The organism is Methanomicrobiales archaeon HGW-Methanomicrobiales-1 (assembly GCA_002839675.1).
Lineage (GTDB): Archaea > Halobacteriota > Methanomicrobia > Methanomicrobiales > Methanospirillaceae > Methanoregula.
Genome location: PGYM01000003.1, coordinates 342,473 through 362,809, shown reverse-complemented (window position 1 = coordinate 362,809; position 20,337 = coordinate 342,473). Strand labels below are relative to the sequence as shown.

At 50.5% G+C, this 20,337-nt stretch carries 17 protein-coding genes; 9 read left to right on the top strand and 8 right to left on the bottom strand.

What is annotated here, in order from left to right; translation table 11 throughout:
- Positions 1–243: 243 nt before the first annotated feature.
- Positions 244–2,307: a CoA-binding protein gene (locus CVV30_11200; protein PKL68469.1), complete on the top strand. Its 2,064-nt coding sequence runs from the start codon at positions 244–246 to the stop codon at positions 2,305–2,307.
- Between the two features lie 702 nt (positions 2,308–3,009).
- Here the strand turns inward: CVV30_11200 and CVV30_11195 are convergent.
- The gene (locus tag CVV30_11195; GenBank protein ID PKL68468.1) at positions 3,010–3,324 is read right to left on the bottom strand and encodes a transcription factor S; all 315 of its coding nucleotides are present in this window, start codon (positions 3,322–3,324) and stop codon (positions 3,010–3,012) included.
- 182 nt (positions 3,325–3,506) lie between these two features.
- Here CVV30_11195 and artA point away from each other — a divergent pair, with 182 nt between their 5' ends.
- Entirely contained in the window at positions 3,507–4,316 is an 810-nt protein-coding gene (artA, locus tag CVV30_11190) for an archaeosortase A (GenBank protein ID PKL68467.1), read from the top strand.
- A 268-nt stretch (positions 4,317–4,584) separates the two neighbouring features.
- Here artA and CVV30_11185 read toward each other — a convergent pair whose 3' ends face one another.
- Positions 4,585–5,217, bottom strand: coding sequence for a CDP-alcohol phosphatidyltransferase (locus tag CVV30_11185; GenBank protein PKL68466.1), 633 nt, complete (start codon positions 5,215–5,217; stop codon positions 4,585–4,587).
- A 119-nt stretch (positions 5,218–5,336) separates the two neighbouring features.
- Here CVV30_11185 and CVV30_11180 point away from each other — a divergent pair, with 119 nt between their 5' ends.
- A complete protein-coding gene (locus CVV30_11180) occupies positions 5,337–6,023 on the top strand; it encodes a 5-amino-6-(5-phosphoribosylamino)uracil reductase (GenBank protein PKL68465.1) in 687 nt (228 codons plus the stop codon).
- Positions 6,024–6,026: 3 nt separating this feature from the next.
- Positions 6,027–6,836: a signal peptide peptidase SppA gene (gene sppA / locus CVV30_11175; GenBank protein ID PKL68464.1), complete on the top strand. Its 810-nt coding sequence runs from the start codon at positions 6,027–6,029 to the stop codon at positions 6,834–6,836.
- A 312-nt stretch (positions 6,837–7,148) separates the two neighbouring features.
- Here the strand turns inward: sppA and CVV30_11170 are convergent, their stop codons facing one another.
- From CVV30_11170 to CVV30_11155, 4 genes are read right to left on the bottom strand one after another with little or no spacing between them, the layout of a single operon-like run.
- Positions 7,149–8,423: a tRNA pseudouridine(13) synthase TruD gene (locus CVV30_11170; protein ID PKL68463.1), complete on the bottom strand. Its 1,275-nt coding sequence runs from the start codon at positions 8,421–8,423 to the stop codon at positions 7,149–7,151.
- Entirely contained in the window at positions 8,420–8,782 is a 363-nt protein-coding gene (pth2, locus tag CVV30_11165) for an aminoacyl-tRNA hydrolase (protein PKL68462.1), read from the bottom strand. Before pth2 ends, CVV30_11170 begins: the two co-directional genes overlap by 4 nt.
- A gap of 55 nt (positions 8,783–8,837) precedes the next feature.
- Positions 8,838–9,896: a hypothetical protein gene (locus CVV30_11160; GenBank protein ID PKL68461.1), complete on the bottom strand. Its 1,059-nt coding sequence runs from the start codon at positions 9,894–9,896 to the stop codon at positions 8,838–8,840.
- A 37-nt stretch (positions 9,897–9,933) separates the two neighbouring features.
- Positions 9,934–10,785, bottom strand: coding sequence for a hypothetical protein (locus CVV30_11155; protein PKL68460.1), 852 nt, complete (start codon positions 10,783–10,785; stop codon positions 9,934–9,936).
- A 147-nt stretch (positions 10,786–10,932) separates the two neighbouring features.
- Between CVV30_11155 and CVV30_11150 the strand changes: the two genes are divergently transcribed.
- From CVV30_11150 to CVV30_11135, 4 genes are all read left to right on the top strand, one after another.
- A complete protein-coding gene (locus CVV30_11150) occupies positions 10,933–12,021 on the top strand; it encodes a hypothetical protein (GenBank protein ID PKL68459.1) in 1,089 nt (362 codons plus the stop codon).
- 41 nt (positions 12,022–12,062) lie between these two features.
- Positions 12,063–12,281, top strand: a complete 219-nt coding sequence (locus tag CVV30_11145) for a hypothetical protein (protein ID PKL68458.1) — start codon at positions 12,063–12,065, stop codon at positions 12,279–12,281.
- 385 nt (positions 12,282–12,666) lie between these two features.
- Positions 12,667–13,380 (top strand): hypothetical protein, encoded by a 714-nt coding sequence (locus CVV30_11140; GenBank protein PKL68457.1) that lies wholly within the window; start codon positions 12,667–12,669, stop codon positions 13,378–13,380.
- 6 nt (positions 13,381–13,386) lie between these two features.
- On the top strand, positions 13,387–14,253 hold the full coding sequence (locus CVV30_11135; protein ID PKL68456.1) for a mechanosensitive ion channel protein MscS: 867 nt from the start codon (positions 13,387–13,389) through the stop codon (positions 14,251–14,253).
- 97 nt (positions 14,254–14,350) lie between these two features.
- On the opposite strand, the gene CVV30_11130 is transcribed toward CVV30_11135, so the two are convergent.
- On the bottom strand, positions 14,351–15,787 hold the full coding sequence (locus CVV30_11130; GenBank protein ID PKL68455.1) for a sodium-independent anion transporter: 1,437 nt from the start codon (positions 15,785–15,787) through the stop codon (positions 14,351–14,353).
- A gap of 362 nt (positions 15,788–16,149) precedes the next feature.
- Between CVV30_11130 and CVV30_11125 the strand changes: the two genes are divergently transcribed.
- Positions 16,150–16,575, top strand: coding sequence for a universal stress protein (locus tag CVV30_11125; GenBank protein PKL68541.1), 426 nt, complete (start codon positions 16,150–16,152; stop codon positions 16,573–16,575).
- 658 nt (positions 16,576–17,233) lie between these two features.
- Here CVV30_11125 and CVV30_11120 read toward each other — a convergent pair.
- On the bottom strand, positions 17,234–20,227 hold the full coding sequence (locus CVV30_11120; protein ID PKL68454.1) for a hypothetical protein: 2,994 nt from the start codon (positions 20,225–20,227) through the stop codon (positions 17,234–17,236).
- Positions 20,228–20,337: the final 110 nt, after the last annotated feature.

Genomic DNA, 20,337 nt, shown 5'->3' with positions numbered 1-20,337 from the left:
GGATTTTCCAAATCCAGACCCGAATTAAAGGTATTTTCTCAGTTAAAGTGCGCGCGGCAGATTTAAAGGACATCGTTTAGTGAATAACGCGTTCTTTGTCCCAAACATTTATGAGAGCAGTGTCACGATTTGTTAAAGTTATTATGACCCGCGATCTTGCGACGAAAAACCTGAACCGGTTTAACCTCTTTGCAGGGTCACAGGTTTTTTGGCATTCAACATTTCTTTGTTCTGGTGATTAATATGGTGCAAAAAATGCTTTCTGAATCTGAGGGGTATGATCTACTCAGGGAATACGACATTCCCGTTCCCGAGTACCGGATTGTCATCACACCCCATGATGCAGCTGATGCAGCGGAGAAAATCGGATTTCCGGTGGTAATGAAGATCATCTCACCCCAGATCATCCATAAGAGCGATGCGGGCGGCGTGGTTGTCGGTATTGGGAGCAGGGAAGCTGCTGCTGCTGCATTCGAACAGATCATCGCGGGTGCAAAACAATACCGGGCCGACGCTGAGATTAAAGGAGTTATTGTAGAACAGCAGGCGCAACCGGGTCTGGAACTCATTATCGGGGGAAAAACCGATCCGGCCTTTGGGAAAGTATTAACCTTTGGCATGGGCGGGACGCTTGTCGAACTGATGAAAGATGTAACCCTTCGCATCCTCCCGTTAGATGAGCCGACAATTCGCGAAATGATAAAGGAGATAAATGGTTACCCCCTGATTAAAGGCTACCGCGGGATGAAACCCAAAGACGAAGAGGCACTGGTAACGGCACTCACGGCGATCAACAGGTTTTTTGAAGAGAATGCGAATATCGTTGAGTTCGATATCAACCCCCTCAGGCTGTACGAGAGCGGTGCCCTTGCGGTTGATGCACGCATTATCACCTCCGACGACATTGCGACGGTACAGGCTGCTGAACGGATACCGGTCCCCATGGAATATTTCAACCCGCGTTCCATCGCAGTCATCGGTGCTTCGCAGGATTCATCCAAGATGGGATATGCAGTCATGCATAACCTGCTCCATTTCCCCGGCCAGCTCTACCCGGTCAACAACAAACGCTCAGAAATACAGGGGCTTAAAGCATACTCCAACATCACGGCAATCCCCGCCCCGGTAGACCTTGCAGTTATCACGGTTCCCGCCATCCATGTTCCCCGCGTGATTGAAGAGTGCGGACAGAAGGGCGTGCCGATGGTTGTCATCATCACTGCCGGATTTAAGGAGATGGGAGAAGACGGTAAACACCTGGAAGACCGGATCAAGGCCATCGCACGCAGTCATGGAACCCGCATCATCGGCCCGAACTGCCTCGGCATCATCGTGCCCCCGCGGGGGATCGATACCACCTATGTCCACCAGTCACCAAATCCCGGTAATATTGCATTCATCTCGCAGAGTGGTGCAATCATCAACACGGTCGTTGACCTGAGTCTTGCAAAAGGCATAGGATTTTCAAATGTCATATCCGTCGGCAACCAGGCCGACCTTGATTTCCTCGACTACCTCCGCTATGTCCAGAAAGACGAGAAGACCAAGGCAGTCATTCTCTATATCGAGCAGATCACTGACGGCAAAGGATTCATGGAAGTCGTCTCTGAAGTGGCCAAAACCAAACCGGTAGTAGCGATCAAATCCGGTTCATCCGCAAAAGGTGAACATGCAGCCTCTTCCCACACGGGTTCTCTTTCCGGTTCTTATGATGTATATATGGAAGCATTCCGGAAGTCCGGAGTCATTGCGGTTCACACCTTAACCGGTGCATTCCTTGCCGCACAGATGCTTGCTCACCCGAAAGGTTACCCGAAAGGAAAACGTGCAGTCGTAATCACCAATGCCGGTGGTTTTGCCGTTCTCTCATCGGATTATGCCGAACGCTACGGTGTTGAGATCATTGATCTTCCCGAGGAAGTAATTGAAGAACTCAACGGATTTTTGCCGGAGTTCTGGAACAAGGGAAATCCCATTGACCTGCTCGGCGATGCAAGTGATAAACGGTTTGAAAAAACCTTTGAGGTACTGGCACGACACGATGATCTCTGGGACATGGCATTTGTCATCGGGTTCCCAAACCTTGTGCTCACCTCCGAGCATCTCGCAAAGAAGATCCTGAAATTTTCAGATATGACCGATAACCGGCTTATAGCTACCCTGCTCGGGGGAGGCTCTATGGATGTCGGCCGGGAAATCTTAAAAGAAAATAATATCCCGAGTTTTGAAGAACTGGATTTCACCTTCCGGGTCATGGGCAGGGTGCTCTGGCAGAAATTCCGGGTCAGGGCTCCGGGACTTATCTGAAAATCATTTAAAAATTCAAACTTTTTTTATTTATTTTACCAGGAACCACACCCCGTTTTCCTTTGAGATGCGCACCTGTCGGGATCGCATCCGTTGCAGATACCGGTTCCCTTGCGATATTCTCCGATGAGAACTAAAAATGGTTAACCGGAAAAAAACGGTATACATTTTTCCGGATTCTTCCGGGTTTCATAACCCATCTCCATGTACCGGTTTCCGGAAAAAATAGATCTGGAAAAAACTTGTTTACCTGCGTTCAGGCAGAGAGAAAATATCAGCACCTGGAATTCGTCTGTCATTTCTCGTCCTGCTTATATCGCCCGCTGGCATATCCCATAAACCATCCAATCCACCAGGCCACGACAATGCCGGTGAGCAGGATCAAAGCATCAGTGTAAGTCATCGCTTTATCTCCAAGGGTCAATAGAGTATCTTTGTTTATGTAATAAGAGAGATATTTCGTTTAACCATTATGATATTTACCGGGATAACCTGCGTTTTTTAAGGAGTTGGGCTCTTTTATGCACAATACCGGTGTTACGGATATCTCCAATGAAAGCAGCCCGTCAGCTCCGGGGCCAGCAGGTTTTTTAAATTATCGTGTTGGTTTTTGTTCACTAGTGAACAGAATATTTTTTTGGGAAAAAAATCCCGGATAATTCCTAAAAAGTTTTTTGTTGATTGTCCGGGTATGACGGTTACTTAGTCATACTGTCGCCACGTGTGACCGCATTCCGTGCACCGGAAGAACCGCACCTCGCTTTCATCTGCAGCCCGCAACTGCCGGAGCCACCAGATGGCAAGATTGTTCGAGCATTTCGGGCATTTTATCTGGATCGTGGGCATTGTCTTGAGTTTTTGCTCTTCATCATCCACAATCGTGATCTCATTTTCCGTGCGGGTTTTCTTGGTCTTCATCTTGTCGTCAGAGTCAATGTTACGGATATATCCGCATTTGCGGCACTTGAGCTGACCCCCCGAAGAGATCATCATCGTCTTACATTCAGGACAGAACATCGGTATAACATGGGTGAGCAAAGAAGATTAACCCTCTTGTAAGGAACACCGTATTTTACCGGGTAAAACAGATGCCGGGATAGTTCCACGTTTGGTAAAATTGCCCAATATCCGGGTATCCCTATAATCAGAAGAGTGAACCTTCAGAATCCTTTTTTTGGTAAGGAGTGAATAACTGTATAATGATCGAGTATCTGGTGCTGATCTCCTGTATTGGATTTCTTGCATTCCTCATACCCGGCCGGCACAGGAAATATACGGCTATCCTTGGCTGGATATTTATTGTACTTGCGTTGTTTACCCAGTTGCCGGAATTTTTTTCTGAGAATAATTTTCTGTACCCGGTGATCGCTGCCCTTTCCGTACCATTTCTTGTAATCACTGCCAAGTATCTCCTTGAAGAGGATGACCGGGTGATGCACCTCTCACGGGCCGCAGCGGTTGCGTTTGTTATCTACGCACCGTTTGAGTACTTCCCTGCCTTTGGCGACTGGCTGATCGCCATTGTGGTGGGGCAGGTAATCTGGATACTCGACCTGCTCCAGTTCAATGTCACCAATACCGACTGGAATATCATTGCCCGGAACAGTTTCCGGGTAGAGATCATTCTCGGGTGCACCGGCATCCAGAGCATTGCAATCATGCTGGGGGTGGCGGCGGCAGTGCCGACAACGTTAAAACAGAAATGCTATGCCTTCCTTATTATCGCCCCGACCATCTATTTCCTCAACCTCCTGAGAAATGTGTTTGTAATTATTGCATATACCGACCAGATGTTCCCCTATTACCCGGAAATTGCCAGCAATGGTGAACTGGGATACGAGAGTTTCTTCTGGGCACACAATGTAATTGCGGAACTGCTGGCTCTGGTCTGCCTGGTCGTGATCGCGTACGGGCTTTTTACCATTATCCCAAAACTCGGCAGATTTGCCGATGACCTCTACCAGCTCTATTACGGAGAAGTCAAAAATGCGTTTTTTAAGGACAGATGAACCGCTGGATAGCGGGAAAGTCTGCGCACGTTAAGGAGTTGTGCGTTTGCAGATTAGAATGTGGGGTTTGATGCCTCCATAGTCCCTTTATGATGGACCCCGCCGCCCCCTGCGGGGCGCTCCCGCTGCGGTTCAATAACGGAAAAATGTCGGAACCTCATTGCCCCGCCGTTCCTCTGATATGCCCTGAGGCGGGGAACTCTCGTCTAAGACGATTTTCATAATCCAATGAGTTACTATCAGGTTCAGAGCCTGTATCTCAAGGAAGTCAAGAAAGCGTCCGGTAAAGATAGATAATCCGCTGGATTGCCGAAAGATTTGTGCAGACTGCAATAACAATTACCGACAACCAGATAAAACCAAATACCCCGCCAAGAATCAGCACGAGAATGGTCTCGGGCCGGCCGAAGAAACCCACGCCTTCGAGAGGATCATCAATCTTTCCTTCCACTTTTTCATGGTAGCCGATCTCTGCATACACTACCGGTTTTATGAATGTGTTCATCAGAGAACCGATGATGGCCAGCGTCACAACGGCAAAGTCCGCAAGCGGGGGAACGGGAAAGTACTGGCTGACAATCGCAATCCCGCTCAGCCCTACGCCAAGGATTGCAAGGGCATCGACATACTTGTCAACGATCCAGTCAAAGACGGCTCCGAAATTTGTATGGGCATTGGTCTTTCTCGCCACACTTCCATCCACAAGGTCAAAGATCGCTGACAGCAGGAGAAAGAGCGCTCCTAACAGGAACTGGCGCTGGAAAAATAAAAACGCACACACAATACCGGCAAGAAGCGCAAGCAGGGAGATCTGGTTGGGGGTTATGCCAATCCTGACAAAGACCTCTGCGACCGGCTCAAGGTACCGGGTGAACCTTGGACGGAGTGCAGTAATGTTCATAGCTCAAATCATAGGAACTAAACGTTTAATAATTGCACTATGTCGTCGGTAACTTTGAATAGCCCTATCATTACTTTATTTATATCACACGCACAATGTTACCGGAGAGTTGAATTTCCATGGTCTCACCTGCCGATCGCCCGCATGTACTGATGATGTCGGAGATCACCGCTGATGGCAAGCTCACATTAAAAAAGGGCGCCTCTTCCAAGATACTCATGAAATATATGGCCCACGAAACCGAGCTGCTGCTCCATAACACCCGGGCGGAATATGATGCGATTATGGTTGGTGCCAACACGATCCGTATCGATAACTCATTTCTCACGGTCCGCTATGTAGAGGGCAAGAGTCCGCTCAGGGTGATACCGAGCAGCCTGGCAGATATCCCGCTCGATGCCAACGTGCTGGGAACCGATGCGCCAACGGCTATTGCGGTCTGTGAAGCAGCTCCGAAAGACCGCATTGATGCAATAAAAAAGAAAGGCGCCCATGTGATTGTTGCCGGCAAGACCCATGTCGAGCTCCCGCTGCTCTTAAAAATTCTTAAGGAAAAATTTGGCATAAACAAGCTGATGATCGAAGGCGGACCTACACTCAACTGGCACATGCTCCATGACCGGCTGGTTGACGAGATCCGCCTGATACACCTGCCGTTCATTGTCGGTGGTGCCGATACCCCGTCACTGGTAGGCGGCATGCATATCAATACAGAAGACGAGATGATCCGGCTCAATCTCAAGAAATATTATATGTGCGGCAGCAACCTGGTCTCCGAGTTCGATGTCCTCTATACTAAGGAGTAATATATGGATGGTACCTACACCCTTGTTCCTTCAGGTTCTCAAAAATCCCCATCCCCCCCGTCCCATGCAGGACTGAAATGGCTTTTGATTATCGTTTTCGGTTTTATCGTGGCGATTGGGAGTATTTTTGCCGCATACTACGTCACCCACTGTGACCAGATGGGCGTGACGGTGGTCCGCATGGAAGGCACCATGATGACCGGCGAGATCGCAGACGGGGAAAACATTGGCAGTGAAGTGGTGGGAAAAGAATTGCGCCAGGCTGCCGATGACCCGATGGTAGAAGCCATTGTATTGCGGGTGAACAGTCCCGGCGGTACACCTGCGGCCGCACAGGAAATCATTGGGGATCTCGAGTACGCGAAATCGAAAAAGCCGGTGGTTGTTTCCATGGGCGACATGGGAACCTCGGCTGCCTATTACGTGAGCGCCCATGCAGACAGGATCTATGCCAACCCGGATACTTTCACTTCCGGAGTCGGCGTAATATGGAAGTTCTCGGATATCAGCCGCTGGATGGAAAATGAAGGCTACAACCTGAGCGTTGTCAAGTCCGGCAGCAAGAAGGATATGGGATCTACTGCCCGCCCGCTCAGCATGGATGAAGAGATCTACGCCCAGAAGATAGTGGATGACAGTTTCGACACCTTTATTTCTGACGTGACATCCCAGCGCATGATCTCCCGGTCCGATATTGATGATGGCAGGGTGATCCGTGGCGCTGATGCAGTAAAAATAAATGTTGTCGATGAACTGGGCAACTTAAACGATGCGATTGACGGTGCAAAGAAGATGGCACAGTCACGGGATTAATTTTTTTTTAATGATTTAGATTTGAAAAAATCTGATAACAACCTAAACGCTCATGGGGGGTTTCACCCCCCTGCTGCTGTGGCTCCCCCCGAATAGGATAACCCCAGAACAGGTTACATAACATTGCAAATTGGAAAAGGGGATTTATGGACTGGCGATATCCTTAAACCAATCTGCCCAGCGAGGCCCCGACGAGGCGGCCGAGCGACCCCCGAAGGGGGTGGGGAGAATCCTAATATCTAAAAAATTAGAACTTATTTCCATGCTTCAGGTTGAAACCAGACGGTAATATGCGCATTTCTCCAGTCTCGCTTATATCATCTGCAACGGATCTGCTTTCATAAATTCCCGGCAGACTGTTGTCGCGTAATGGCCCGGGGGCAGGGTAAACTTCAGCCGCACATCAGAATTCTCAAGAGAGGATTCAATCGCCGTTTTCAACGTGATCGGGCGCCATGCACCATCGAATTTTGTGCTGACAAAAGCCGATGCCCTTTCAAAGTCTGCTGCCGTGATCTGGTGTTTTTGCAGGAGCGATTCCATGATCTGCTCCCCGTACGTAGCTACATCAGATTTTCCCTTGCCCGGCATGAACAGCGCAATCGTGCAGCGGTCACGCTTTATGTGGATCGAGACTGCGTTGGCATTCGTAGCGGTAACAACGTCCGTACGCCCGTTGGCAAAGAGAAGACGATCACCGGGTATGGGATCATTGAGGGTGTGCCCGTCATCGAACCGCTGGCTGAGTGCGCAGTTGAACAGGTACGACTGGAAGGCAGAGACAAACAGGGAGAGCAGTTTTGGCGGCAGCTCCTTAAGAGCACCGGGATAATCGCCCGGGTGGGTATAGAGATGGTGCAGCATCGCCCGTTCGAATGCCATGTGAACCGGAAGATTGCGCAGGGCGGGTTCGGGATCCCGGGTGGCTAAAAAGTCAGCCCGTATTGTTTTTACCGGGTCTACCTCACCGGGAAATTCCTGGCCAACGTAGGTGACAACAGCCTGTTCATAATCCCCGCGTAAGATCCATTCCCCGACCCGGTGGGTCACCGGTCGGATCGCCCCGAACCGCTGGAGCCCGAAATAGTTGGGGACACCTTCGGATGCAGTGACCGTGAGAGCCTGAACCTGCCCTGCAAGATCAGGAGATTGCGTATCCCGTATGACGAGGTCAAACCGGTTGCCAAGCAGCTGGCCCAGCGACAATGCCTCATTGGACTGCCGGAGCGGTTCTAAGGTAATATCTTTGAGATGGATTGCTGTAACCTGTTCTGCCGTCACGTTATAGATCGAGATCCACTGGCGGGTGATCGCGTTCCGGTCCTTGGTGCCTGCCCAGCCGATACGGCGGTGGCTGATACCGAGCCGTTTTGCGATCTCCTTGACCGCATGCTGGAGTTCCCAGTTCTTTTTTACAAGCAGGCAGATGAGATAGGGGCCGACGGTACCGCCCTTTTCCGGAAGCGGGAGCTCTTCGACAAGGAAATCCTCGGGTGCTGACCGGAGCCTGCCACCGATCCCATCGGCATCGCTCGCATAATACCGCATACCGAGCTCGCGTTCAAGAGGATACGTGCTCGGTTTCATAACAGGGTGAGTGTGCCGGTGATCTTATCGAGGTCTTCGCTCTTTGCCGGACCCAGCCCGAGCGCGGTGATCGTGCCCGGGGGAATCTCGGTCATGCCCGCATCCTGGATGAGGGAGTGGGAGATACCGGACCGTTCTGCGATCACCCGGAGCTCGTGCAGGGTTCTCTCGTCATTGGCCTTGAGCACGACTTTTTTCTGCCCTTCCGAGATCCAGGCTTTTGCCAGTGTCTTGTCGGCATTGTTGTATGCACCAATGGATGCATGCGCTGCCTGGGCGCACCGCTTACCGCAGCTCATCTTGACATCATTTCGTATGATGAGGCACTGCTTATACCGGAATTCGGGCTCGACTGCCATTGTGTACCCATAGGGCAGGATAAAAGAAATAGGTATAGGGGATTTTTCCTAGCAGTTACCCGCAATTACCGGTCGCGACTCCCTGCACCGAAGAAAGGACCGTGGAACACTCGCTTGGAGCGGTTACAAAACGATCACAGATGGCCTGCTTATACGCTTCAGGGGTCCGCGAGCCACGGTACACCTGCCCGTTGATGATCAGGGTCGGTGATGAACTGGCCCCATCCCGGTTTCCTTGTGCCTCATCGGCATTGAGCAGCGCCAGTCCTTCTTCACCACTGGCACAGGTTTCGATCGCATTGGTATCAATCCCAAGAGCCGCCGTGACATTTCCCCGACATGCGTCAAACGTGTCTGCATTCAGGTATTGGGAATAACACGCGTCATTGAACCGGCCTATATACTCCCAGAATTTTTCCGGGCTCTTCTTGAGGATGCAGATCTGGCGCAGGTCCTCCTGGACCTCTTTTGGGCCATGCAATGAATAGACAGAAGCAACCGTAGACCCTGTCGCAGTTGTGATATACCGCACCCGGATATCGGCCTTGGAACCCAGCAGGGCAACAACCGGTTTCATCACGATCTCAGCCTGGGTGCCGTACGGGCAGAAGGCCATGACATAGAGATCAACGACCGGGCGTTCGGTTTTTACCGGAGCCGCAGCGGGTTGTGCTGCAGCAGTTCCGCTTCCCCCGGTTGCCGCATTCATATCGATACTGCGGGTGAACAGGGAAGAACAGTCCCGCGATGTATACACCAACATCTCCTGGCCCAGGTATGCAATCTTCATCTCATACATTCCGTGCGATTCTGTGACCGTGACAAGAGAGGCTGATGTGCCGGGAGAAACAAGATTATTATTAATATACCGGAGGGTTTTTTCAGTGCAGGCCTGTGCAGGTACGACCGCGCCCTGGCCCGGGGTGCTTTGCATGACTCCGTACACGAGCAGGATAATGATCACTGCTGCGATGCCGATAATGGCTGCGAGAGCAGTTTTGTTAAAAAAGGGCTGCTGTCCTGACTTTCCTGAATCCTGGCTGTTTTTTTCGGGCATTTTTGTTTCCGGATTATTATCGTTTTTCACTGGAGTACCTGATGAATTATTCACCATGGATCCTTGAATACCTGATCCTTTTTAAAAAGAAAGATCACAGGACAGCGACGAATCTCAAAAAACTGTACACAACCAGCATTGCCGCTGCAAGTATGATCGCCCGGTTGTTGATTGCATCCACAAACTGCAGCTTGTATTCAGGCTCTTTCATTGCCTTTACTACCGGGTGGATAAGCAACAGTCCGAACGGCACAAACGGCAGGAGCCAGAAAAAGCCCGGTTCGAGGATGGAAAATACCGCAATGATAAAAAAGGCGCAGGCCATGAACGCAATAGTTAAGAAAAATGCCGCCCGCTCTCCGATAATCACAACAGTATTTTTCCGTTCGGTCCGGTCTTTCTCGAGATCCCGGATCTCATTGCCCAGTTCCCCGACTGCACCAAATATCCCGAGCAGGACGACATAGACAAGGCCGGTAAGATCCAGCGGGTGATACAGCAGGTACCCCATCAGACCGTAGAGGGCCGGGAACAGGGCATGATATATCAGGTCGAGTCCTGCGATATTCTTCACTTCAATCCAGAACGAGTAGGTGATAAAAACGAACAGGACTGCCAGTTCGACAATGAGAAGGGATGACGGCAGCAGTGCCATGCAGATGAGGGTGATTACAAAGAGCACCGCACTGACCAGTTTTGCGGTCCGGCAGGTCATGGACCCATCGGCAAGCGGGTTCCGGGGTTTTGCAGAACGGGCATCCAGTGCCATATCCGAGATGTCGTTGATAACAAAACCAAAGGCAGACGATGCCGCAATAAAGATCAGGAAGACCGGCAGGGAGAAATCGAACCGGCCCGCAGCAAGGAGCGCCCCGAAAATCCCGGCAATCACAAAAAGAATGCCATAAGCCTCGAACCGTATGAGTCGTTTCATTGGGTGATACATAAAAATTCTCTCCAGATATCTTCCTGATGTCTACACTAAAATGGCCGTAAAAGAATTTATGGATTATGCGGAGAGAGTGAAAATACTTCGAACAATTCAATATAGGTCGAAGTAGAACACCTATACACGAATATGAGGGACTAGACGATGGCACAGGTATTGCTCTCACCACTGAGCTGGGGACTCGGTCATGCGATGAGGGATATTCCCCTCATAAAAAAACTCCTTGCACACGATCATGATGTCACGATTGCCGCATGCGGCAATGCCCTGTCTGCCCTCAAACAGGAATTTCCCCAGTGCCGGTTCATCGAGTTTGAGGATTACCCCTCGCCATACAGTTCGGGCAGCCTCTTCCTCCCGAAATTCTTCCTGTACCTCCCTATCCTGCTCAACGCAGTCTCAAACGAACGAAAGAATCTTGCAAAGATCCTGGCAAAGGATCGCTATGATCTGATCATCAGCGACAACCGGCTGGGTGCGTATTCATCGGAAGTGCCCTCGCTCTTCATCACCCACCAGCTGCACTACCATATGCCTCTTGCCCTCTGGCCCGTTGAGCTCTTCGCAATCAGGATCAATACATTCCTCCACCAGAAATATGACCGGATCATTGTACCGGACAACCAACCGGGCCCCCTCGCGCTTGCGGGAAAACTCTCCCGTCCCGGATCCGATGAGACCCAGAAAAAGGCATTCTTCTCCGGCATTCTCACCAGTATCCAGAAACGGGACTGCGCAGAAGATCTCGATTACCTTGTCCTGATATCGGGACCTGAACCCCAGCGCACAAAACTTGAAGAGATACTGCTTCCGTCCATTCACGAACTCGAGGGTAACAGCGTGGTACTTCTCGGCAGCCCGAAAAGGAAGACCGAGATTACCGGCACCGAGAACTGCATAGTCAAAGGGTATGTGTCCAATGAAGAGAAAGTTGAGCTGATGAACCGGGCAAAGTTTGTTATCTGCCGTTCCGGGTATACCACGATGATGGAACTTGCAGAACTCAAAAAGAAACGGGGATTGTTCATCCCTACGCCCGGCCAGACCGAACAGGAATATCTCTCGTGGTATTACCAGAAGCAGGGCTGGTTCCATTCCCAGAGCCAGTATCATCTCGATCTTGCCGTTGACCTTCCTGCTGCACAGGGATATTCCGGGTTTCCCGACATGCCATCAACCGAAGAAAATGTCAGCAGGCTCTATAACAACCTGCTGGCAGACTATCTCGAATAATGCCGGCACGGTTCAAATAGATCGAGAGCGCATCTTTGACCATGGATGATCTGGTGCTGACCGGGACCCTGGCGCTCGTGGCATTCTTTGCCGTTATCATTGCCGGAATTCTTGCCATACTCTTTTTTTTCTCCTGGCTCTGGAGCGCTATCGGCACTGGGGATTACCGCAGCATTCTGTTTGTGCTTCTTGCAATCATCATCACAGGTTGTGCCTATACCGGCGCAGGCTACTACTTATTTTCAAAAGGATGGATCTGATCTCCACAGGTCTCCTGGAAAAAATGAGACACCGGGGGCAGAAACAATCATTTTCTGGGACCATCCCCCGCCCGGAGAACACATCCGGGTTCCCGTTCCGGTTTATATCAGCGGATGAATCACGTCATACGATTGCCAGATAGTTACGAGCGGTATTGGCATGCATGGAAAAAACAATAATATCCGCATCCGTCTTTCACGCATGGCATTCTTTATAGTTTAAGCAATAAAATGGCAGAAGTAGGAGAACTACTTCCTTACTATCTGAATTGGAGAAAGGGATTGCAGTTAACAGAAAAACAGCGGTCCGATGATGGACACAATCTGCCCAACCTCACGAAGAACAATAAAAAAATCATGATGCTGACTGGAGTGATTTAAAAAAATGTATGGCCGTTTCAATTATCCATGCCAACATGCAGGGAAAGTGTTCTCGATCAGTATCGAAAAGGATGGAAATTTTTTCCGGTACCGGAGGGAGTGCCAGGAGGAACGTGTGGAAAAGATCATCTCTTCGACAGGCCCAACCGTTTTTATCCACCCGGTTGAACCGATCAACCTCCCAAAAGAGGTGACCCGGTATCTTGAGATTGTCTTCCCGCCAGTCGTCATCGAGCCGGAATCGAAAAAAACGGTTTTCCTAACTTTCCCCCTTGAGATTGGGGTCTTTTTAACCGCAAAGGATGATTACCAGCTCCTCGATGTATTCTCACGATGCCTGCCAAAATATTCCCTTTACGGCTCTCCTGAAAACGGCGTGATAACCCGGTACCACGAGAGCACGATCTCTGAACATTGCGAAAAAACGGATCCTGCCTGCGAGGGAGTGCTGCAACTGGAGATCAAAAATACGAGCCGGGGGTGGGTTGAGGTGTCGCGTGCGGTTTTTGAATCCTACTTTATGCCGATCTATTTTGATGACATTGTTGTAATGTCCGGTGAAATGGTAATCTTTTCAAAAATGATCGCTGAAACCCGGATATTTGAACGGCCGTTCCGGGAAGGAATGGAACGGGCGATACCGGCAATCAAGGCACGCAAGCTCCTTTCAGTGGATGTAGAGAAGAAAGGATTTTTGATGGAACATGGGATGGGGTGAAACCGGATGGTCATTCTTTCAACACCGGTTATCGGGGATGTCACGGTCCTCGATCTCATTATATTTTTCATTATCGTCAGTGCTTCGGTCATTATTGCAAAAATTGTCGGAGGATATATCAAAAAGAACCTCTCTGACCGCATCCGGCAGGATGAGATGACGAAGATCATCAAGGTCACCCAGGCAGTCATCATACTCGGGGGCATTTTTATCAGCCTTCCCAGTTTTAAGGTTGATATAGGAGAACTCCTCCTGATTGGCGGAACTGCTGGTATTATCATTGGTTTTGCCAGCCAGCGGCTCGTCACCAATGTGGGTTCCGGCATCTTCCTTCTCATCGAACGCCCGGTCAAGATCCGCGATACCATCAAAATTGGCGAGACCGAAGGGATCATTGAGGATATCAGGATTCTCTCTACGACCATCAAGAACTTTGAGGGCGTGTATATACGCATCCCGAATGAGACAGTCTTCAATTCTGAGATCACCAACTATGTTGCCAATATCGCACGGAGGTTCGAGTACCGTATTGCGATCCGGTACAGCGATGATGCCGGGCGGGCAATCCAGGTCATCACGGATCTTGTAGCAGCAGAGCCGTTTGTTCTCGTGAACCCTCCCCCCTCCATCTATGTAGACGAGTTGGGAGATAACGGGGTCATTCTCATGGTACGGATCTGGGCCCCGTCCCTCGAATGGTGGGCAGTCAGGACCGAGTTGCTCTGGAAGATCAAACTGGCGCTTGAACTGGAAGGAATCGGATTTCCGTTTCCGCAGCGCACAGTCTGGTTTGCCCAGGAAAACAAAAACGATTCCGGACAACCCGGAACAGGAAAAAACAGGGAACCGACAGGAGCCGGACAGGCTCCCTGACATCGGATCCTATACACGACCGTGCAGCAGTGTACCTGCCCTGTCGTGAACGCTTATTTTTTTTAAAGAGAGAATCGTCATTTCTTTTCCTGACAATTTATGAAAATCCTTTATCGAGGGTTTCCTGGCTTTCGGGATTCAGCCCGGTTACATAGACGGATTTGCCCTGCTGCTGGTACTTGTCCACCACTTTTGCAATCGCTGCCACTGCGGATTGATCCCATATGTGTGATTGGGCCAGATCGATCTCCACCCGCTGCGGATCGTTTGCATAATCGAAGAGATCAATGAATGCCGCCATTGTACCGAAGAAGACCTGCCCTTTTACCGTGTAAATTTTAACCCCGCTGCTCCGGATCGTGGCCGTTGCGTTGATGGCCGATATCCTCCACCCGAACACCAGTGCGCTCAGGATGACTCCGGCGATCACTCCTTTCGCAAGATCGTGGGTGAACACAACAATTACAATGGTTATGACCATGATTGCCGCATCACTGACCGGAACTTTTGGCAGGTCCTGTACGGATTTCCAGTCAAAGGTACTCAAAGCAACCATGATCATTACCCCCACAAGGGCTGCCATGGGTATCCGGGCCAGTACATCCCCGAGAGCGATGATGAGGAACAGGAGAAACAGGCCGGCTACCAGGGATGACAATCTCCCGGTGGCCCCGGATTTGATGTTGATGACTGACTGTCCGATCATCGCACATCCGGCCATACCGCCAAAGAACCCGGTAATGGTATTTGCATAGCCCTGTCCCCGGACCTCGCGGTCGCGGTTACTTCGGGTATCGGTCATCTCATCGACGATCGACGCGGTAAGCAACGATTCGAGCAGCCCGACGATAACGAGGGTTAAGGAATAGGGCAGGATAATTAACAGTGTCTCTAACGAGATGGGAACTGCGGGCAGGTGAAATACCGGCAGGGACTGGGTGATCGTGCCGATGTCTCCTACGGCCAGGACCTGGATGCCGGTGCCGATCGCAATCGCCGTCATCACAACGATCGCTGCAAGGGACGACGGGACCAGCCGGGTGAACCGGGGAAGGAAGTAAACGATCGCCAGCGTGCCGGCAACCATGATATACATCACCCATGTTGCGTTGATGAAAAATGGCACCTGGGCCAGGAAGATAAGGATGGCAAGAGCATTGACAAAACCGAGCACAACCGGATAGGGAACAAACGTAATAAACCGCCCGACATTCAGCCACCCGAGAATAACCTGAAAAATGCCGGTAAGGATGGTTGCTGCGAGCAGGTACTCAAGCCCGTAATCGCGCACAAGCACAATCATGATCAGCGCCATTGAACCGGTTGCTGCCGATATCATACCGGGTCTGCCGCCAGCAAATGCGATAACAATGGCAATGCAGATGGACGCGTATAATCCCACCATGGGGTTGACACCGGCAATGATGGAGAATGCAATTGCTTCGGGGATGAGGGCAAGTGCTACGGTTATGCCGGCAAGGGAGTCGCCCCGGAGATTGGAAAACCATTCTCGTTTGAGTGCGTGAAAATTCACAAAAACCTCAGAATTTCTGCGTGATAGTATTTTTTTATAATAAAAAAATGTACGCTGTAAGTAATTTGTCCTACAATATCAGCATGCAACCCAATTAACATTCGGCAGGTTTTTAATCAACATTCCACCGGAACTTGTGGATCCTGACATTGTTGCGGATGCAGATTCTGGCAAAATGAATAATTTCCCGTTGAATCGGGGACCATCCTTCACTATCCGGGCAATATCCGTAATCCAGGACCTTGTTACCGGAATACCGGGGAACTGGTTATTTTAATGATGTGGTTTAAAAAAGGAGCAGAGAATTAATTCTGGTATTGGGTTAAAAGGATATTGAGCTAAAAGGGTAGTGAGGGATTATGATATTTACAAAAATGTTACTTGCAACCGATGGATCAGACAATGCCAACCGTGCGGCTGATGCGGCGATCAGTCTTGCACAGGCACTCTCTTTATCGTCCATCACCATTGTCCATATCGTGACGTCTCCCCCGTCAGAATCCCGCATGGTACAGGCAAAATTCGATGTCCACTCACTGCTTGAAGAGGAGTCACGTACCCTCATCAGCACAACTCTCGGCCGTTGTGATGCAGCAGGTATTACTTACACGCTGAAAGTAGCTATTGGCGATCCTGCACAGGAAATCCTTACCCATGTGCAGAAAGAGAAAGTCGATCTGGTAGTGATTGGCAGCCGGGGGTTAGGTACCTTAAAAGGCGTGCTTATGGGAAGTGTCAGCCAGAAGATCGCTCATCTTGCACCGTGCCCGGTCCTGATCGTCAAGTAAGAATACGTGCCGGGATCCTTACAGGGTCAGAAGACGGCAGACATACTTTTTTAGGGGATTGCTCAGCGGTATGCCTGTGCCAGATTAAAGGCGATGGACACGACACAAAGCAGGGTGCTGAAAGTTGGCCGGGCAGTTGCTTGCAGATCATCAAGCAGGTTCCGGTGTTTTGTACCTCCACTCACACTCAATTAAGCGGGTGCCCAATCCCTTGTCGAGGCCTCGCCAAGCAGATCAGTAAATGTGAGAACCGGTTATTTGGATTGTTGTTCATGAAGTCCCGTTGGGAACATCGGCACAATCCCCTTTGGATCCGGAATGAAAAACCCAATAATTCAATGGATCGGTTTGTCTGATTTTTTTTCAAAAGAGATCGGTAAATGCCCAATGCTTACAGGAGGTTATACACCCTGCATTTGCAATCCGGGATTCATTGGGGTTGAGTTAAGAGAACTGCGCAAATAATTGCAATAGCAAGAATGATCGCTCCACCAAGGACAACCGCAAGCCGGTAATCTGAACCGGATTTCTGGTTGGGCCGGTTCTTCATTTTTTCTTTGGGGTTAATGTCTTTTCGTTTGGGAGAACGTCCTGCCATAATTATTTCGTTTAGTAAGATTTCCCGAGGGATAAGCATATTGGAATTGTTAAAAAAATGTCAGTGGATCTGGTACCCGAGCGTCTGGACAAGCGCAAGCATTTCCCTGACCTGTTCATCCTGTTTCTGGGTCAGCTTGCGACCTTTCTGGATCAACCGGCCCATCCGGACGATCTGCATGCGCTGCACCTGGGAAAGAGCTCCCGAGTGGTGCGACCATTGGAGGAGATCGAACCATTGCTGGCGGTTGAACGAGATGCCGTGACCGGACGGGGTTTTTATAAAATCATCAAGAGTTTCTCTCTCATCTCCTGCATCCTTATCAGCACCCTCATCAGTCTCATCGGTCTCATCGGGTTCATCCTCTTCGTCACCGGTATCCTGCCCTGATTCCGGTTCATCAACAGAATCCGGTTCTTGTGCCGGTGCATCATCCATAATCCTATCCGGCGTTTCTGCCGAAGGTTCTGGTATAGCAGGCTGAGGAATAACTGAGGGTTGATCGCTCGCTGCCGGAACGGACGGATCATCTTCAAACAAGTCCTCAATCCCAAAAATGGGTGCTTCATCCTTAAGGGTGTTTGAAATCGCCCGGGGTATTGTCCCCTCAGGCGATGCAGGCGGGGTTGTTACAACGACTGCCTGTACAGCAGGCCTTATCTCCACAGGAAGGCCTGCATGGGTGACAACAACGGCTTTCTTCTGGGAAGCAGCAAGTCGCTCCTCATCATTCATGTGATCTTCCCACTCATCAGCAAGAGCAGTTCGCGCCTGCTCGATCTCATTGGACAGGGCTTCTGCTCTTGCTTCTGCTTCTGCCTTCTGTGACACCAGGGTCTTTACTTCCTGTTCGAGCATGCGCTGCCGGGCGAGGGCTTCTTCGAGATCCCTTTTGAGTACCTGTATCGTTGCAGCATACGTATTCTCGGGCTCTGCTGTCTCCGTTCCCAGGGTGGCAGCACGGGCATTCTCAACAACTGCTGCCTGAAGCATTCTTTCCTGTTCAAGGGCAGTCTTCAGCTGTTCTTCAGCAGCAGTGCGCTGGTCTTTTTCTAAGGAGAGAGAAGCCCGCGCTTCATTGAGCGCTGCTTTTATTGCACCGAGTTCTTCTGTCAGCAAGCGGGACTGCTGACCGGTGCGGTCCTTTTCCTGTGCGGCTGATTTCAGATCGTACTCCAGCTCTTTGATCCGGGAAGAGGCTGTAGCAATGTCTCCCTGGAGGGTAGACCGGAGTAATGCTGCGGCTTCGAGATCGCGGTGCAGCCGGACCAGATCGTTTTTCTGCACATCGAGATCTGATTTTACCAGATCATGTTCACCGCGAACCGACTGCAGGTTTTCATCCCGCTCGCGGATCGCTGCCTGTGACCGTTCTTTAACCGCTGCATGCTCTTCTTTTTCCGTGTCCAGGGCCGACTGGACACTCTCAAGCGAGGCCGTGAGAGCACGGATTTTCTCATCGCTTGTTTCTTTCTGGATCTTAATATCAGCAATCTGTTTTTCCAGGGACTGGATCTTCCATTCACGCTCTTCGATCTCTACCCGGGTCTCATTGAAAGCTGCAGTGACAGATGCTGCAGTTGCTGCGGATTTTTCGCCCGTGGTGCGGGCAACTATCAGCTCATCCCGGAGGATCTTTAATTCGCGTTCCTGGGAAAAGAGGGTGGCAACCGCCGTATCATTCTGTGCCTGCAGCTCATCGATCTGGCGCTGTTGCGACTCCTTGGCAATTTCCTGAGCTGCTTTTGACTGCTCCCCTTCATGCCGGAGAGTTTCAAGTTGTGCCTCTGTTGACGTGCGCCTTGCAGTTTCAGCCTCAAGCCCGGTTTTTAACCGGAGAATCTCTTCATCCTGCTGCCGGGCGATCTCCTTGTGCTCTTCACAGCGTCGTGTCAGTTCCTGTTCGGATTGCGCTTTTGCCTGAAGTGTCGAACGGGCCTCTTCTTCTGCAGCCTGTGCCCGGTTCTTTTCGGCAGCCAGGGCAGATGCCTGCTGTTCGTGTTCAAGAGTGAGGGCCTGGAGGGTCGCTTTGAGCTGTCCTGCCTGCGCACCAGACTCTTTTACCGCAAGGTCGAGTTGGCCGGAACGGGTCGTTTCTCCTTCCAGTGCCTGTTGTGCAGCATCCAGCTCCGCTGTTTTTACAGTGATAGCCTGCGAAAGGGATGATACCTGCCCGGCCAGAAGAGAGATTTCCGACTGGGAAGCGAGATCGGTTTTTTCTTTCTCCGCAAGCAGTATGCGGATCTGTTCTTCAGCAGTGGCAAGAAGCGCCCTGGCATCCCCCAGGTCACGCGAGAGTTGTCCGGCTTCTGCAGTCTTTTCATCGAGGGCCTGTTCAGTTTCCTCAAGATCCCCTTTGAGTGTGCGCTCGTCCTGCTCTTTTGTACGGATACTTGCAGTGAGCGTGCCGATGAGCCGTATGTTCTCGAGGCCTGCATTTTCTATCGTAGTTAACCGTGAGGAGGTTGCCTGTAATTCGGCATTGGCAGCAGCGAGATCTTCAGAATTTTTGACGGCAATCTCAAATGCGGACATGAGGAATTCCAGCAGCTTCCTGCGATCAGCAGTGACCACAAAGACCCGGCCTTCGTGCTGGATCTTGAACTGCGTTTTGATCTGGTCCAGGGTCTGCTGCTCAACAGGGGTCAGGAGCATTTCTTCGATCAGCGAGAGCAGGTAGGGGCTGTCACAGGGATGGGCGATGAAATTGTCTGCATTGCTGTCAAGAACGTTTAACAGGTCCCCTACGGATGATGCGCGGGTGAGGATAATAACCGGAATCATCCAGAGATAGTCATCAGATTTGATCTGCCGACAGCAATCGTACGCCTCCTGCCCGAAGGAGGTCGTGTCACATATGATCAGGTTGGGCTTTCCTGAGTGAAGGGTATCAAGGAGCTGGGTTCCATCGGTAAAGAGGGTTACCTGGTAATCCTGGCGCTCAAGCTGCTTAATGAGTTCCAGTGTCCCTGTTTCACTCCGACCCAGAACGAAAATATCTATGACATTTTCGTTTCCATCTGACTGAGAATTTTTCATCGCCATCTCTCGCATGGATAAACGTTCACGGTACTCTATGCCTGAATATATGATTTTATATACTGCATTATAGCACTTCTGGTCGAAAAGAGCTGTCCAGTGCCTTACTGCAGCAAAAACACGCG